Source organism: Lysinibacillus sp. CNPSo 3705 (assembly GCF_028674935.1).
Lineage (GTDB): Bacteria > Bacillota > Bacilli > Bacillales_A > Planococcaceae > Lysinibacillus.
Map to the genome: position 1 here is coordinate 20333 of NZ_JAQZSD010000047.1, position 14387 is coordinate 34719.

Sequence of the window (14387 nt, forward strand, 5' to 3'; positions counted from 1 at the left end):
GCTGACCTTTTTAGGCTGAACAATAACTTTTTTTCGTACATAGTTTTACGGTAGTGCTACCCACGCGCGTCAAACTTTGGAGATATGCTATACTATTGGCATTGTTAAAGAAGGAAAGAGGGCAATTTATGTCGGAACGTTTTGGCATGAAAAGCTACATGAAGGGAGCGGCCTTACTTACAATTGCTGCTCTTATTGTGAAGGTTCTTAGTGCAATTTATCGTGTGCCTTTTCAAAATCTTGTTGGTGATGAAGGGTTTTATATTTATCAGCAGGTGTATCCGGTTATATCTATTTTTGTCGTATGGACAGCTAGTGGCTTTGCAGTCGCTATTTCTAAAATGCTTGCAGATAATGATTGTATTTTAGACCCGGCAGAGAGGGAGCAAAAACGAAGCAGTATTATGCGTATTGTCTTTCGTTATTTAACAGTACTATCGTTATTGTTTTTTGTCGCTTTATTTAGTGGTGCTGAAATAATTGCGCAACTTATGGGCGATACGCAGCTTGCGCCTATAATACGGACGGGTTCATTTATAGTACTTATTATGCCAGCACATGCTATTTTAAAGGGTGGGTTTCAATCAAGAGGCATTATGGAGCCGATTGCTTATGCGCAAGTCCTTGAACAGGCTGTGAGAGTATCAGTCATTTTAGCTGGAACATTTATCATTATGAAGACGACAGAATCACTATATAGTGCTGGACAAATGGCTATCATAGGTACAGTTATTGGCGAAATTGTAGGCTTTGTATTGCTTGCGTTTATTTTTAAAAAACGTTTTGGTTTATTTAATAATAAGAAACAACAGCGGCGTTTCGAAAGTTTCCCCATTATTAAAGAGGTAACATTGCTAAGTTTAAGTGTGAGCATGAGTGGTCTATTGTTACTTGGCTATCAGTTAGTTGATTCCTTTACAATTTATTCGCTCTTAATAGATGGTGGAATGGATCAGACGGTAGCTAAGGCAACAAAAGGCGTTTATGATCGCGGGCAGCCATTGGTACAGCTCGGAGTTGTCATTGCTTCTTCACTTTCACTAGCTATTGTGCCTCTTGTCGCGCATATGTCCAAAAAACAGGAAGGCCGTAGTGCGATTCCGTTTATTCAACTAACGTATAAAGCGGCTGTATTATTTGGCTGGGCGGCATCTTTAGGTTTAATACTCGTGATGCCTTATATTAATGCCATGCTCTTTAAAACAGATGTACTGTCGGAAGTACTTATGGTTTATGTAGTACAAATTGTGCCATTGTCGGTTATTTTAACATTTACAGCTATTTTGCAAGGCTATGGCAAATTAAAAAAGCCAGCTTTATTGTTGATTATAGGTTTTATGTTAAAAATAATATTGAATGTGCTGACAATTGGTTTATTTGGTGTATTAGGTGCAGCTATTGCTAACAATGTGGGTCTTTTATTTACTGCTTTAATGCTTATTTTTTATTTAAAGAGAATGACCGCCATTCAATTAGCGTCAGCCAATTTTTATAAAAAAGTTGGAATGGCATCACTTACCATGGCAGCTGTAGTGCTAGTTTGGCTGCAGTTTATACCACCGTTGTTAAGCCAATTTTTATCACCTCGATTTGTCGCAGTGGTAGCAGGTTTTTCAGCCGTGTGTTTAGGAGCATTTGTAATGATCACCATAATTGCTAAGTTACGAGTACTAGTCGAAAAAGAGTGGTACTTACTACCATTTGGGCGCAAAATGGCAGTTTATCAATTATGGTTAAATCGAAAAAAGTAGGTGGATTGATTGAATACGTTAACAGTTATAGGTCTAGGTGCGGGTGATTTTAATCAGTTGCAAATGGGTGTCTATAAAAAACTAAAAGCGGCAAGAAAATTATATGTTCGTACAGTGGATCATCCGGTATTAGAAGGATTATCTGCTGAGGGCTTACAATTTGAAAGCTTTGACGCAGTCTATGAAAAACATAATACGTTCCAGCCTGTGTATGAGGAAATTGCAGAAAAGCTTGTGGCTGCTACAACAAATGAAGATGTCATGTACGCCGTACCGGGGCATCCACTTGTCGCAGAGCAGACTGTACAATTGCTTATTGCTGCTGCGGATGAGGGAAAAATAAAACTAGTCATTGAAGGTGGGCAAAGCTTTTTTGATCCAATATTTGGCGCGTTAAAAATCGACCCAATTGAAGGTTTTCAACTGCTGGATGGCACTAGCTTTTCTATGCATGACATTAACATGCGTCAACATATTTTAATAGCCCAAGTATATGATACATTTAGTGCATCAGAAGTAAAGCTAACGTTAATGGAGAAATACGATGACGAATACCCTGTTACAGTCGTGACAGCAGCGGGCTCGTCACAGGAAAAATTAGTAACGGTACCACTTTATGAGCTCGATCAAAGCGTTGAGGTAGATAATTTAACAACGGTATATGTGCCGCCTGTGAAATCACAAGAGGAAGCTTTACGAGACTGGACAACCTTCCGTCAAATTATTGCTGTTTTACGAGGTCCGGATGGCTGTCCGTGGGATCAAAAGCAAACACATGAGTCGCTAAAAAAATATTTATTAGAAGAAGCACACGAATATTTGGCAGCGGTAGATGCAGAGGATGACTTTGCGATGATTGAGGAGCTTGGAGATGTACTGTTACAAGTGTTCCTTCATGCACAAATCGGAGAAGATCAAGGTTACTTTACGTTGGAAGATGTATTGGCTTCGATAAGTGAAAAAATGATTCGTCGACACCCGCATGTATTTGGAGATGTATCGGTGGAAGATGCAGAGGGTGTTGTAGCAAACTGGGAAGTTATAAAAGCGGAAGAAAAGGGTATAAGTGATAAGCCACTATTAAAAGAGGAATACCGGGCGTCCTCTGCTCTACAAACAGCATATAATTATCAAAAAAGAGCTGCAAAGGTAGGATTTGATTGGCCTGATGTAGAGGGTGCTTGGGACAAGTTTGCAGAAGAATGGCAGGAATTTCGTAATGAGGTGACGAAGGGTACAAATGCGTCACGTCTTGATGAATTTGGGGATGTCTTGTTCACACTTGTGAATTTAGCGCGTTTCTACAAGCTATCTCCAGAAGAGGCTATGTTACATGCGAATGAGAAGTTTGCGAGACGCTTTAGTTATGTGGAAACAAAGGTAAAGGAAAGTGGAAAGCCATTTTCTGATTATACATTAGAACAATTAGATGCTTTCTGGAATGAAGCGAAGCAGCAAGAAAAGGAGTAAAAATATGCGATTAGATAAATTTTTAAAAGTATCACGTTTAATTAAACGTCGTACATTAGCGAAGGAAGTTGCAGACCAAGGCCGTATTACGATTAATGATAAGGTCGCGAAAGCTAGTAGTGCTGTTAAAGCTGGCGATGAGCTAGCTATTCGTTTTGGACAAAAAATTGTGACAGCGCGTGTAGAGGAATTACGTGATACTGTGAAAAAAGAAGATGCCGCAAAAATGTTTACTATTTTGAAGGAAGAGCGTCTTGAAAAAATTGAACCTGAATTTATTGATGATGAAGATTAATAAATAATAGTGTAGGAGTCTTCTGAAGTTGTCGTTTAGCTTTGGTCATAAACGTGCTGAAGTGGAGATAAAAGTGAAACAACTTTAATAAAGTTGTCATGCTTTTAAGGTTGTCCGCATAAAGTGAACAGAAGCTAGGACGACTAAAGGAGGAAGAAAATGACGCTACATCAAGAAAGTAACCGTTACACAATTCCATCTGGAGAGCATATTTTAACGATTCGTAATCGTAAAAGAATGGACATGACTTCTGTAAAATCGATTGAACGCTTTGATCAGGAAGAATTTTTCATCAAGACGTCCCAAGGGCATTTGTTAATCCGTGGAGAAGAACTGCATATCGTTCACTTAGATGTTGACAAAGGGTTATTGACGCTTGAAGGAACTGTAAAAACCTTGCAGTATGACGAGGAGGAAAGTGGCTTCTCGAAAGGTTTCCTTCATAAACTGTTTGGATGATTGTTAGTGAACAATTTGTTCAGCTATTAGTCATGGTTTTGAGCGGTATAGCAGTTGGGTTCATTATTGATAGTGTAAGACTCATTGTTTTTTCAACTCCAAAAAGGTCAAGCCTTCGAAAGTGGATGATGGTATTTGAACTACTTACCTGGATTTTGCTTGGAGGCCTGACATACTATTTGTTATTTTGGCTAAAAGATGGCGCTTGGCGGGCTTATGACCCGCTAGCGCAAATAGCCGGAATTTTTTTGTATCAAACGTTTTTTCAAACTTTTTTACGTTTCGTCGCAAGGGTTTTTGTGAATATAACATGGAGACCTCTGTGGTTCATTATACGACTAATAAGTGCTATTATTCGACATATTTTTAATTTCCTAATAAGTATTTGTGCGTTTCTTTTAAGACCTTTTGTCAAAATTTATTCGTATTTGTCCAACACTTTTTTTAAAAAAGTTCGATTTATCAAGTATAATAAAAGACAACAATAATTTTCGGAGGTGCGGGCATGACTATACGTCGTTCATCAAAGGATGACCAACAAAACTATACTAAACTTGATAATGACTATGTCCGTAACACGGATAAAGCTATAAATCGTAAAATTCAAGCGCGAAAACGGAAAATGCGCCGTATTGCCTTTTTTGCGATTGTGCCAGTCGTTATTATTGCCTTTCTCTTAAATATACTTTTGAATCAAAATGAAACGCTAGCTGCAAAAGAGCAAAAAAAGATTGAAGCAAAGAAGCATCTTTCTGAATTGAAAGATGAGCGAGATTCGTTAAATCTTAAAATTAAACAGTTAGAGGATGATGAGTATATCGCAAAATTATTACGCAAAGATTATTTTCTATCCGAAAAAGGTGAAATAATTTTCATTATACCGGACGAAAAAGGGCAAAAAGGCGATATACCGGAGGAAAAAGATAAAAAAGATACCATATCAGAAAAGAAAGGTAAAAAAGAAGACTGAAAAGCTATGTATTGTTGACACTCTTTTATTGTTATATATAATGAAAAGAGAAACTTATTGTAGTAAAAAGTTTGATTAAATTGATTACATGACTCAAATGAGTCGCTTAATTTTTAAGGAGGAGCATTTTTTTTATGTCAATTGAAGTAGGCAGCAAGGTACAAGGTAAAGTAACAGGAATCACAAATTTTGGAGCATTCGTTGAGCTGCCAGACGGCAAAACAGGCTTAGTACACATCAGTGAAGTTGCTGACAATTATGTAAAAGATATCAATGAGCATCTAAAAGTTGGAGATGAAGTTGAAGTAAAAGTGATGAATGTTGAAGCGGACGGGAAGATTGGTCTTTCAATCCGTAAAGCAAAGCCTCAAGCAGAGAGACCAGAGCGTCCGGAGCGTCCAGCACGTCCACGTCGCGATAATCGTTCTAATGATCGTAACGATCGTCATCAGCCAAAAGAAAATTTTGAGCAAAAAATGGCACGTTTCTTAAAAGATAGTGATGAACGCCTAGCAACACTTAAACGTGCTACAGAATCAAAACGCGGTGGTCGTGGAGCTAGAAGAGGGTAGTTTGCTGACTGTTTTAATCGTAGAAAAAGTGTATTAAATAGATTTGGGATTAGCTTTTTAATAAAGCTAATCCCTTTTTTTAATAATGTTTGCATACACCCACCTCATCTAGCTATAAGTCATAAAACCCTTCTAATAGAATCTATGTATCGTCCTACAACGTGGATGTCGGTCTTTTCTTCTTTTTAGGAGCTTGTGCGGATGCTTGTTCTGTTAGTGTTTCTAATGACTTTTCGGGTGGCTTAACGACCATTTTGACAAGTAAAAACACACCATAAACACTAACCGCTAATCCGGCGAGGAGTAAAAATGTTTGTACGGCAAATGGTAAATTAATAAGAATGGATATGAGAATAATCATAGAGCCACTTCCACAAATTAAAGCAGCTTTAGTTAATGAACCCAAAGGAAATAAACCTCCTAGTTTATACGCTTTTTTCATTATTAGTATGCCATATTTTTCTCCTTACCACCATAACTTGGGGTGATTTCCGTTTCAGCTAGGACCTTCCGAGGGGACGTTAGGAGCAACGAGTATTTTTTATGTGCGAAAGCGAAGCGGCAGCAACAACAAGGTTTTTTGTCTGTGCGAAAGCGAAGCGACAGCAACAACGGGGTATTGTCTGTGCGAAAGCGAAGCGACAGCAACAACGGGGTATTGTCTGTGCGAAAGCGAAGCGACAGCAACAACAGGGTATTGTCTGTGTGAAAGCGGTAGCGACGTAACAACGGCTACAATAACAAAGGGAAACTGCTCTTGAACCATTATCGCAGGATGTTCCTAAATTGAATGCTCCGGGGTCTCGGGTAGGAAAAAAATATTCGATGTTTCTAGAATCCAATTTTAATATGCAAAAAAATAGGCGCCTCAGAAATCGTTCTGAGACGCCTATTTGAGATGACCCCTACGGGATTCGAACCCGTGTTACCGCCGTGAAAGGGCGGTGTCTTAACCACTTGACCAAGGGGCCTACTATGGTGGCGGCCGAGGGGATCGAACCCCCGACCTTACGGGTATGAACCGTACGCTCTAGCCAGCTGAGCTAGGCCGCCATTAAATATTATGGAGCGGAAGACGAGGTTCGAACTCGCGACCCCCACCTTGGCAAGGTGGTGTTCTACCACTGAACTACTTCCGCATTTTGTCTTAAGCAACAAGTTATATAATACATGGCTTTGTAACTAACGTCAAGAAGTTTTTATAAAAAAATTAATAAAAATATATGGTTTTATAAATTATTTAACCTTTTTTATACGAAGGTGAAACGGCAGTTCAAATGTTTTGTTAGCAAAAGCTAAGCGTCAGTTACAAAGGTAGTCTTCTACTGAATGAAGAGAAATGGAATAAGTTTAACAAATGTCATCTACTACTTTCGGTGGTGAGCCTTTTGACTGGGAATTTATCAAACTTTTTGTTCTTAAGTAGAAAAATATCGGTGTAAATGTTGATTATAGTATTGAGATGAAGTCATGAAAAAGACACTAGAACTCTATGTGAAAAATTTGCAACGTATTTTTATGTAGCGAAGGTGGGACTGGGTTATGTAATTTTCGTAATTTTTAAACAAATTTTATGGGAAGAGCTGTTTATAATGATGTGCAGCTTTTCGTCTTCGTAGATATTGTTGCCATTTCTCGTATTTATGCATATGTATTCGTCGAAATGTTTATATTTTTTTCTGTCACCTTCAGACAATCTTTCCATACATAATTTCTTATAATAGCTCCAAACGTGCAGAAAGGGGATAGTGAAATGACGAGTATTGAATGGTATAACACGGCAAATGTAGACGAACAGAAATTAGGAGTGAGAAAAAGGCAATTGTTAATAGGCTCTTTATTTTTTTTAACATCCTTCTTTTTAGCTCAGTCTGTGGTATTTGAAGCGGCCGTACCTTTCTCAGTTCCTTTTTGGGCAATTATTCGAACAAAATATAAAGAATATGCTAAATATGTTTTGTTCGGTGGTTTAATAGGGTGTTTTTTCCTCGGTTTTGGACAAGTCTTCATTTTAGCATTGCAGATCGTCTTGTATGAATGTATTATGCGCTTCCGTTATTGGCAGCTACCACAAAGTATAGCAGTATCTTTAGCGGTACTACTTGTGCAAATAATGTGGCAGGGCGTTATGTATCAAGGTTTACCTCCGGTGCTTGTGCAATTTTATGTAGGCTGTGAAGCAGCTTTAGCTCTTATTATGACGCTGTTTATGCAAGTGTTGTTTGTCAATTCTCATGAATGGTTTACGAGTCATTGGACTTATGAGAAGCTAGGCTCCGGATTAGTTGTATTTGCTGCAATGCTTACAGGGATGCAAGCAATTGTCATAAGCTATTTTTCACTCCCCATTTTTTTATTACAACTATTCATTTGCTTCGGTGCGTTAGTAGGAAGTGTACCGTTAGCAACGGTTATCGGAGCCGTGCTCGGGACTCTCATTGGGGTTGCAAAACTTTCATTTACGGGTATGCTGTCTGTAGCCACCTTAACAGGATTGTGTGCCGGGATGGGGGCTCGTGTTGGACGATTCGGTGTAGCAATTGGCAGCATTTTGCCAAGTGTGTTTTTTTTATTTTACGATGCCACATTGCCGTTAGATAGCGTTTATTTTACATCGATTGTTGTGGGGAGTATCGTTTTTATAACTATCCCTAGTAAATATTCCGAAAAGGTGCGGGACAAGCTGTTTCCACAGCGTGAGGAGATCTTACTCGCTCGTCAAAATTGGTTAACGGAGCATGTTACGTTTAAATTAGAGCATTTTCAACATTTTGTACAATTTATGAAGGAGCTTGTGTTTGAGCGTTTTATGACAACCCCTATAGAAGAGGCGAAGGAAGTGTCACCGATGAATACATGCTTAAGCTGTTTCCGCTATGATCGCTGTTGGGGAGCGCAAAGTAATGGAATGGACAAGCTTATGACAGACTGGTTTCATATGAAAGGTGTTGGCAAGGATTCTGGTATTCATCGTGTCGAAGAGCAAATACGCTATAAATGTGTGAAATCGACGAAAATTTTCGAGGAATTGGAAACGGAGCTGTATCGAGAGCGTATTAATGGTCAGTATTTTCATGGTAAGAAAATGATAGCGCTTCAGCTACGTGATATGAGTAATCACCTAAATCAGTTAATAGCGGAGATGAAAGAAGAGACTATTTCATTCGTTAGTGTGGAGAAGGACATTACGCAACGATTAAAAGATGCTCATATTGAATGTTTTCAACTAGATGTGCTTAATAATAAGCCTGGAGCACGAAAAATTGTCTGTGCTTTAGCACCAGCACGAGTCAATTGGGAGGAAGACACTACAGTAGCTGAGCGGATGATATTGCCGATTTTATATGATATTTTTGAAGAGCCATTTGAAATTGAAAAAGTAGTAGCAAGCGATATACCATTTCGTCACATTCAAGTAAGCTTTAGATCAGCTATTAGCTTTGAAGTAGAGTATGATATATACAGCATGTCTAAAGATGCGACGTTATATTCCGGTGATTCCCATGCATTATTTCAATTACATCCAGGACTATTTGCAATTTTATTGTCAGATGGTATGGGTCAGAGTAAAGAAGCGCAGCATGAGAGTAGAAAGTTAATACACTTAATGCGAGAATGTTTAAATTACAATATGAACCCAGAGACTGCGATGCATACGTTGCATTATGTCATGTCCTTGAAGCAACAAGACGATATGTATGCAACGCTTGATTTTGCACTTGTCGATTTGCAACACGGAGATTTATGGTCGTGGAAGGCCGGGGGTATGTCTACGTATATTTTACGTGGAAAAGAAGTGCTGAAGGTAGAAAGTAATGCAGCGCCTGTAGGTTTTTTATCCATTTCAGCAGTCGAGGCTGAAAAAAGAAAGCTTAAAGCTGGCGATGTAATTTTAATGCATTCTGATGGATTATTTTCTAGTGTTGATGATTGGGACGAGCAGGAAGGGCTATTTTTAGCGTATGCACAGCAAGTGGCTGGCACTACTAAAACCATCCAGGAAAAACTAACAACGATTATGCAATCTTTCCAAGCTTACTATGCTATTGAAGACGATTGCACTGTATTAATGCTAGAAGTTACACATGTTGTACCTACGTGGGCTGTATTTAAGCCAGTTCAACATTCTATGAGCAATTCATCATAAAAGAGAACGAAAAGGGGAGGAGAAGCGTTTGTCACTTGAATTAAAGGTCAAAAAATTTATCGAAGAAGAGCAATTATTGCAGCAAGACGACCATCTTCTCATCGCCGTTTCGGGTGGAGTGGATTCAATGGCTTTGCTCCATTATTTTGTCAAAACAAAAGAGCAGTGGGGAATTACGATAGGAGCTATACATGTTGATCATATGCTAAGAGGTGAAGCATCTGCTGAGGACAGAGCTTTTGTCCAGAAATATTGTGATGAGAATGGTGTATACTTATATGCAAAGGCAATTCCAATACCAGAGATTATGGCTTCAGAAAATGGCAATACACAGCTTATTTGTCGTAGAGAGCGGTATCGATATTTTAAAGAGGTTATTGAAAAAACAAATGCTAGCAAGCTTGTAACTGCACATCATGCGGACGACCAACTGGAGTCAGTATTAATGGCCCTAACAAAAAATGCAACGATAAACGGTATGCAAGGTATACGTTCACAACGTATTTTTGAAGGCAAAACATTAATTCGTCCGTTTTTAACGGTTACAAAGTTAGAAATAAGGGAATATTTACTTAAGCAAGGTTTAGATTATCGGGAAGACGCTAGCAATGCTAAGGATACCTATGTACGCAATCGTTTTAGACATCATGTGGTGCCTTTGTTGGAGGCAGAAAACCCAAGGGTAACAGAGCAGGTAACCCATTTTACAAAACTATTGCAAGAAGACGATGCCTATTTAATGACATTAGCGGAGGATGTATTTTCTAGAATAGTAAAAAGAAAAGACGGAAATACATATAGCATGGAAATTAAGGCTCTTCAATTGGTACCACTTGCTTTACAAAGGAGGCTCATTTTAATACTATTAAACTATCTTTACAAAGATTCAAATACGATACAAAGTTATGCTTTATTGACTTCAATTTTAAAGCTTTGTGATACGACAGCAGGGTATGCTGAAGTTCACTTGCCAGAAGATTTTATAGCAGTTCGCCGTTACGGAAAATTAACGATTCAGAAGAAAGAGCCATTAGAAGGTCACGCTTCTCCTGAGAAAAAGATTATTTCGACTGCTAATGGGTGGACAACACTGACGAATGGTGAACGTTTATGCGTAGTCGAGTTGCCTGATTTATCGTCTGAAATGCTGACGGATACTGCACAACTTTTTTATTTTAACGCTAGCAAACTCAAACTTCCACTCTATGTTAGGGCGCGTAAGGAAGGGGACAGAATACTGTTAAAAGGAATGGGTCAGCCTAAACGCTTATCTCGCCTTTTTATAGATGAAAAGATTCCTTTAAATGAGCGAAATAGCTGGCCGTTACTGATTTCTCAATCTGATGAGGTCGTAGCGGTAATTGGTGTGCGTATGGGAATGTTTTTTTCAACCTCTCCGCAACCAAACGATGATACAGTGCTCATCGTAGACTAAGGTCTTTGTAAAATTTCACCGCTAATGGTTGAACATTTTTTTATACACACGAGGAGGAATCGCTATGTTACAAAATGACATCGAAAAAGTTATGATTACAGAAGAACAATTACAAGAAAGAATCGCTGAGTTAGGGGCACAATTGACAGAGGAATACAAAGATTCATTCCCGTTAGCTGTTGGTGTTTTAAAAGGGGCAATGCCTTTTATGACAGACTTGATGAAACGTTTCGATTCTTTCATTGAGCTAGATTTTATGGATGTTTCTAGCTATGGCAATGCTACAGTTTCATCAGGGGAAGTTAAAATTCTAAAAGATTTAAATACAAGCGTTGAGGGACGTGATGTATTAATCATCGAGGATATTATTGATAGCGGCTTAACGTTAAGCTATTTAGTAGACTTATTTAAATACCGCAAAGCAAAATCCATTAAAATTGTTACATTGTTAGATAAACCATCAGGTCGTAAAGTAGACTTAGGTGCTGATTATGTTGGATTTGAAGTACCAGATGGCTTTGTAGTAGGGTATGGTTTAGACTACGCAGAAAAATACCGTAATTTACCGTATATCGGCATTTTAAAACCGGCAGTTTATTCTTTCTAACAAGTAAGAAATTAACGAAAGAACACCAGCTATGAAAAGTAAAAGCCTCCAGTGAAGGTCATAGATTTTTATTTTTTAACTACATTCAGCAAAGAAAGCAAAGTGTTAGCTACAAATGTTTTCTGTACCGAAAGCGCAGCGACAGGTACAGAAGTCTCCCACCTCTATAGGCGATGAGATGAATGCGGTTTTAAGTCACTTTTCAGCGGGTGTCCAAATATCCATCAAGTCCTGTGGCACGAGGCATAATTGATCGTAATTCAAAAATTTAGGTACATTGTTAGATACAACTACGCTGGAACATACTTGTTAAATGCATAAATATTTTTCGATTTCGACAAAAATGGGACGAAACTTTTTTTATGTAGGGCTTTTCGTTGTATGATGAAATCATGATATGTTAAGATTTTACTTATAATTTTTCTGTTTGTAATGAGGAGGCTGGAGATGAATCGAATATTTCGATATACCATATTCTATTTACTGATTTTCTTAGTGATTATCGGTATATTTGGTACTTTCAATGGGGGAAATGCGCCAACGAAAGAGTTAACTTATTCTGAGTTTCAAGATGCTCTAGATAAGAAAGAAATAACAAGTGCTACAATTCAACCTGATAAATCAGTATACATCGTTGAGGGTACGATGAAGGGGTATGAGAAGGGTCAAAGCTTTACAGCGAATATCCCTCGTGATAACCAATCTTTATTGAACCGCATCGATGAGGCTGCTAAGGATAAGAATAGTAATATTAAATATTTAACAGCGCCAGAAACAAGTGGATGGATTCAGTTCTTTACAGGGATTATTCCTTTCATCATTATCATTTTCTTATTCTTCTTCCTAATGAGTCAATCTCAAGGTGGCGGTAATAAAGTGATGAGCTTTGGTAAAAGTAAAGCCAAACTTTATGACGATCAGAAGAAAAAAGTTCGTTTTACAGATGTAGCGGGTGCTGATGAAGAGAAAGCAGAGCTTGTAGAGGTTGTTGACTTCTTAAAGGATCACCGTAAATTTACTGAAATTGGTGCCCGAATTCCAAAGGGTATCTTACTTGTAGGTCCTCCTGGTACAGGTAAAACATTACTTGCACGAGCGGTAGCAGGTGAGGCAGGCGTACCATTCTTCTCGATTTCAGGTTCTGACTTCGTAGAAATGTTTGTCGGTGTCGGTGCATCACGTGTGCGTGACTTATTCGAAAATGCAAAGAAAAATGCACCTTGTATCATCTTTATCGATGAGATTGATGCAGTAGGTCGTCAACGTGGCGCAGGTCTTGGTGGTGGCCATGACGAGCGCGAACAAACATTGAACCAATTGCTTGTTGAAATGGATGGTTTCGGAGCAAACGAAGGTATTATTATTATCGCTGCAACAAACCGCCCAGATATTTTAGATAAAGCGTTATTACGTCCTGGTCGATTTGACCGTCAAATTACAGTAGGACATCCTGATGTAAAAGGTCGTGAAGCAATTCTAAAAGTACATGCGCGTAACAAGCCTTTATCAGATACAGTGGATTTGGCAGCTGTTGCACAACGTACACCAGGTTTCTCAGGTGCTGATTTAGAGAACTTGTTAAATGAAGCTGCACTTGTAGCGGCTCGTAAAAGCAAACGTACAATTAATATGGCAGATATCGATGAAGCATCTGACCGAGTAATTGCAGGTCCGGCAAAAGCTAGCCGCGTTTACTCAGCGAAAGAGAAGAAACTTGTATCGTTCCATGAAGCCGGCCACGTAGTTGTAGGCCTGGAGCTGGATGAAGCAGATACAGTACACAAAGTAACAATCGTCCCTCGTGGCCAAGCTGGAGGTTACGCGATTATGTTACCGAAGGAAGAACGTTTCTTCACAACAAAACAAGAACTATTAGACCGTATTGCAGGCCTACTTGGTGGTCGTGTTGCAGAGGAAATCGTACTTGGAGAAGTATCTACTGGGGCACATAATGACTTCCAAAAGGTAACAAGTATTGCGCGTGCTATGGTCACTGAATATGGTATGAGTGAAAATCTTGGAGCAATGCAGTTTGGTTCAAGTCAGGGTGGGAATGTATTCCTTGGACGTGACTTTAATTCAGATCAAAACTACTCTGATTCAATCGCTTATGAAATTGATAAGGAAATGCAAAAAATTATCGATTCACAATATGAGCGTACTAAACGAATCCTAACTGAAAAACGTCATTTACTTGATTTAATTGCTAACACATTAATGCAAAAAGAAACATTGAATGCGCAAGAAATCGAGCATTTACGAGATCACGGTGTCTTACCTGAACCAGAGGTAGAAACGGTTGTGGAAAAAGCGCCTAAAGCTGAAGTTCAACCAGTATTAGATGTAGTTGGTGAACAGACAATTAAAAAAGAATTGCTTAGCAATGAGCCAGATCCAACAACAGCTGATTTACCTAAAGAAGGTAGAGAATCGAATGATACACCAAAAGGTATCGATGAAAAGCGTGATTAATATGAGAAAGACTGTTTACGATTTTAGTAAGCAGTCTTTTTCTTTGCCTTTTTTCGGTAATAGGTATTACGATGGAATCTATATTACGCAACTGCGAAATATAGATTCTGTAAGTGCGCCCGGCATGCGTATGAACTATAGGGTGTAAGTCCCGAACCCCGAAGACAGAAGTAGAGGTTAGCCAAGAGCAAGGGTGTCCGTGGTGACGC

General features: G+C 38.8%; 13 protein-coding genes and 3 tRNA genes. 12 read left to right on the top strand and 4 right to left on the bottom strand.

All coding sequences use genetic code 11. The annotated features are described in order from the left end of the window. Window positions 1-128 precede the first annotated feature (128 nt). From PVA17_RS17725 to PVA17_RS17755, 7 genes are all read left to right on the top strand, one after another. The gene (locus PVA17_RS17725; protein WP_274068436.1) at window positions 129-1751 is read left to right on the top strand and encodes a putative polysaccharide biosynthesis protein; all 1623 of its coding nucleotides are present in this window, start codon (window positions 129-131) and stop codon (window positions 1749-1751) included. A 9-nt stretch (window positions 1752-1760) separates the two neighbouring features. After that, window positions 1761-3221, top strand: coding sequence for a bifunctional methyltransferase/pyrophosphohydrolase YabN (gene yabN, locus PVA17_RS17730; RefSeq protein WP_274068437.1), 1461 nt, complete (start codon window positions 1761-1763; stop codon window positions 3219-3221). A gap of 4 nt (window positions 3222-3225) precedes the next feature. Then, window positions 3226-3516, top strand: a complete 291-nt coding sequence (locus PVA17_RS17735) for an RNA-binding S4 domain-containing protein (RefSeq protein WP_132364343.1) — start codon at window positions 3226-3228, stop codon at window positions 3514-3516. A 159-nt stretch (window positions 3517-3675) separates the two neighbouring features. Continuing rightward, window positions 3676-3975 carry a sporulation protein YabP gene (gene yabP / locus PVA17_RS17740; RefSeq protein ID WP_004229167.1) on the top strand — a complete coding sequence of 100 codons (300 nt, stop codon included), beginning with the start codon at window positions 3676-3678 and terminating at the stop codon, window positions 3973-3975. Beyond that, on the top strand, window positions 3972-4463 hold the full coding sequence (gene yabQ / locus PVA17_RS17745) for a spore cortex biosynthesis protein YabQ (RefSeq protein WP_132364346.1): 492 nt from the start codon (window positions 3972-3974) through the stop codon (window positions 4461-4463). The genes yabP and yabQ overlap by 4 nt, the downstream gene beginning before the upstream one ends. Before the next feature lie 17 nt (window positions 4464-4480). Next, window positions 4481-4945 (top strand): FtsB family cell division protein, encoded by a 465-nt coding sequence (locus tag PVA17_RS17750; protein WP_274068438.1) that lies wholly within the window; start codon window positions 4481-4483, stop codon window positions 4943-4945. A 134-nt stretch (window positions 4946-5079) separates the two neighbouring features. Then, the gene (locus PVA17_RS17755; RefSeq protein WP_008180281.1) at window positions 5080-5517 is read left to right on the top strand and encodes a S1 domain-containing RNA-binding protein; all 438 of its coding nucleotides are present in this window, start codon (window positions 5080-5082) and stop codon (window positions 5515-5517) included. A 154-nt stretch (window positions 5518-5671) separates the two neighbouring features. Here PVA17_RS17755 and PVA17_RS17760 read toward each other — a convergent pair whose 3' ends face one another. Then, window positions 5672-5923, bottom strand: a complete 252-nt coding sequence (locus PVA17_RS17760; RefSeq protein WP_132364352.1) for a hypothetical protein — start codon at window positions 5921-5923, stop codon at window positions 5672-5674. Between the two features lie 137 nt (window positions 5924-6060). Between PVA17_RS17760 and PVA17_RS17765 the strand changes: the two genes are divergently transcribed. Next, window positions 6061-6243 carry a hypothetical protein gene (locus tag PVA17_RS17765; protein WP_132364355.1) on the top strand — a complete coding sequence of 61 codons (183 nt, stop codon included), beginning with the start codon at window positions 6061-6063 and terminating at the stop codon, window positions 6241-6243. Window positions 6244-6416: 173 nt separating this feature from the next. Here PVA17_RS17765 and PVA17_RS17770 read toward each other — a convergent pair. The 3 genes from PVA17_RS17770 to PVA17_RS17780 form a co-directional block, all read right to left on the bottom strand. Next, a tRNA-Glu gene (locus PVA17_RS17770) sits at window positions 6417-6488 on the bottom strand. A 5-nt stretch (window positions 6489-6493) separates the two neighbouring features. Then, window positions 6494-6570 (bottom strand) — tRNA-Met (locus PVA17_RS17775). Between the two features lie 11 nt (window positions 6571-6581). Next, window positions 6582-6656, bottom strand: a tRNA-Gly gene (locus tag PVA17_RS17780). Between the two features lie 614 nt (window positions 6657-7270). On the opposite strand from PVA17_RS17780, the gene PVA17_RS17785 reads away from it, so the two are divergent. The 4 genes from PVA17_RS17785 (at window position 7271) to ftsH (ending at window position 14178) form a co-directional block, all read left to right on the top strand. After that, window positions 7271-9664: a SpoIIE family protein phosphatase gene (locus PVA17_RS17785; RefSeq protein WP_274068439.1), complete on the top strand. Its 2394-nt coding sequence runs from the start codon at window positions 7271-7273 to the stop codon at window positions 9662-9664. Window positions 9665-9692: 28 nt separating this feature from the next. After that, window positions 9693-11099, top strand: a complete 1407-nt coding sequence (gene tilS / locus PVA17_RS17790; RefSeq protein ID WP_274068440.1) for a tRNA lysidine(34) synthetase TilS — start codon at window positions 9693-9695, stop codon at window positions 11097-11099. Between the two features lie 64 nt (window positions 11100-11163). Continuing rightward, the gene (hpt, locus tag PVA17_RS17795) at window positions 11164-11706 is read left to right on the top strand and encodes a hypoxanthine phosphoribosyltransferase (RefSeq protein WP_132364364.1); all 543 of its coding nucleotides are present in this window, start codon (window positions 11164-11166) and stop codon (window positions 11704-11706) included. A gap of 447 nt (window positions 11707-12153) precedes the next feature. Further along, window positions 12154-14178 carry an ATP-dependent zinc metalloprotease FtsH gene (gene ftsH, locus PVA17_RS17800; protein ID WP_132364367.1) on the top strand — a complete coding sequence of 675 codons (2025 nt, stop codon included), beginning with the start codon at window positions 12154-12156 and terminating at the stop codon, window positions 14176-14178. Window positions 14179-14387: the final 209 nt, after the last annotated feature.

Bases quoted from the DNA above. Each gene is read 5' to 3' on its own strand.
- PVA17_RS17725 (WP_274068436.1), top strand. From the start codon at position 129: ATGTCGGAACGTTTTGGCATGAAAAGCTACATGAAGGGAGCGGCCTTA.
- PVA17_RS17735 (WP_132364343.1), top strand. From the start codon at position 3,226: ATGCGATTAGATAAATTTTTAAAAGTATCACGTTTAATTAAACGTCGT.
- yabP (WP_004229167.1), top strand. From the start codon at position 3,676: ATGACGCTACATCAAGAAAGTAACCGTTACACAATTCCATCTGGAGAG.
- yabQ (WP_132364346.1), top strand. From the start codon at position 3,972: ATGATTGTTAGTGAACAATTTGTTCAGCTATTAGTCATGGTTTTGAGC.
- PVA17_RS17750 (WP_274068438.1), top strand. From the start codon at position 4,481: ATGACTATACGTCGTTCATCAAAGGATGACCAACAAAACTATACTAAA.
- PVA17_RS17755 (WP_008180281.1), top strand. From the start codon at position 5,080: ATGTCAATTGAAGTAGGCAGCAAGGTACAAGGTAAAGTAACAGGAATC.
- PVA17_RS17765 (WP_132364355.1), top strand. From the start codon at position 6,061: ATGTGCGAAAGCGAAGCGGCAGCAACAACAAGGTTTTTTGTCTGTGCG.
- PVA17_RS17785 (WP_274068439.1), top strand. From the start codon at position 7,271: ATGACGAGTATTGAATGGTATAACACGGCAAATGTAGACGAACAGAAA.
- hpt (WP_132364364.1), top strand. From the start codon at position 11,164: ATGTTACAAAATGACATCGAAAAAGTTATGATTACAGAAGAACAATTA.
- ftsH (WP_132364367.1), top strand. From the start codon at position 12,154: ATGAATCGAATATTTCGATATACCATATTCTATTTACTGATTTTCTTA.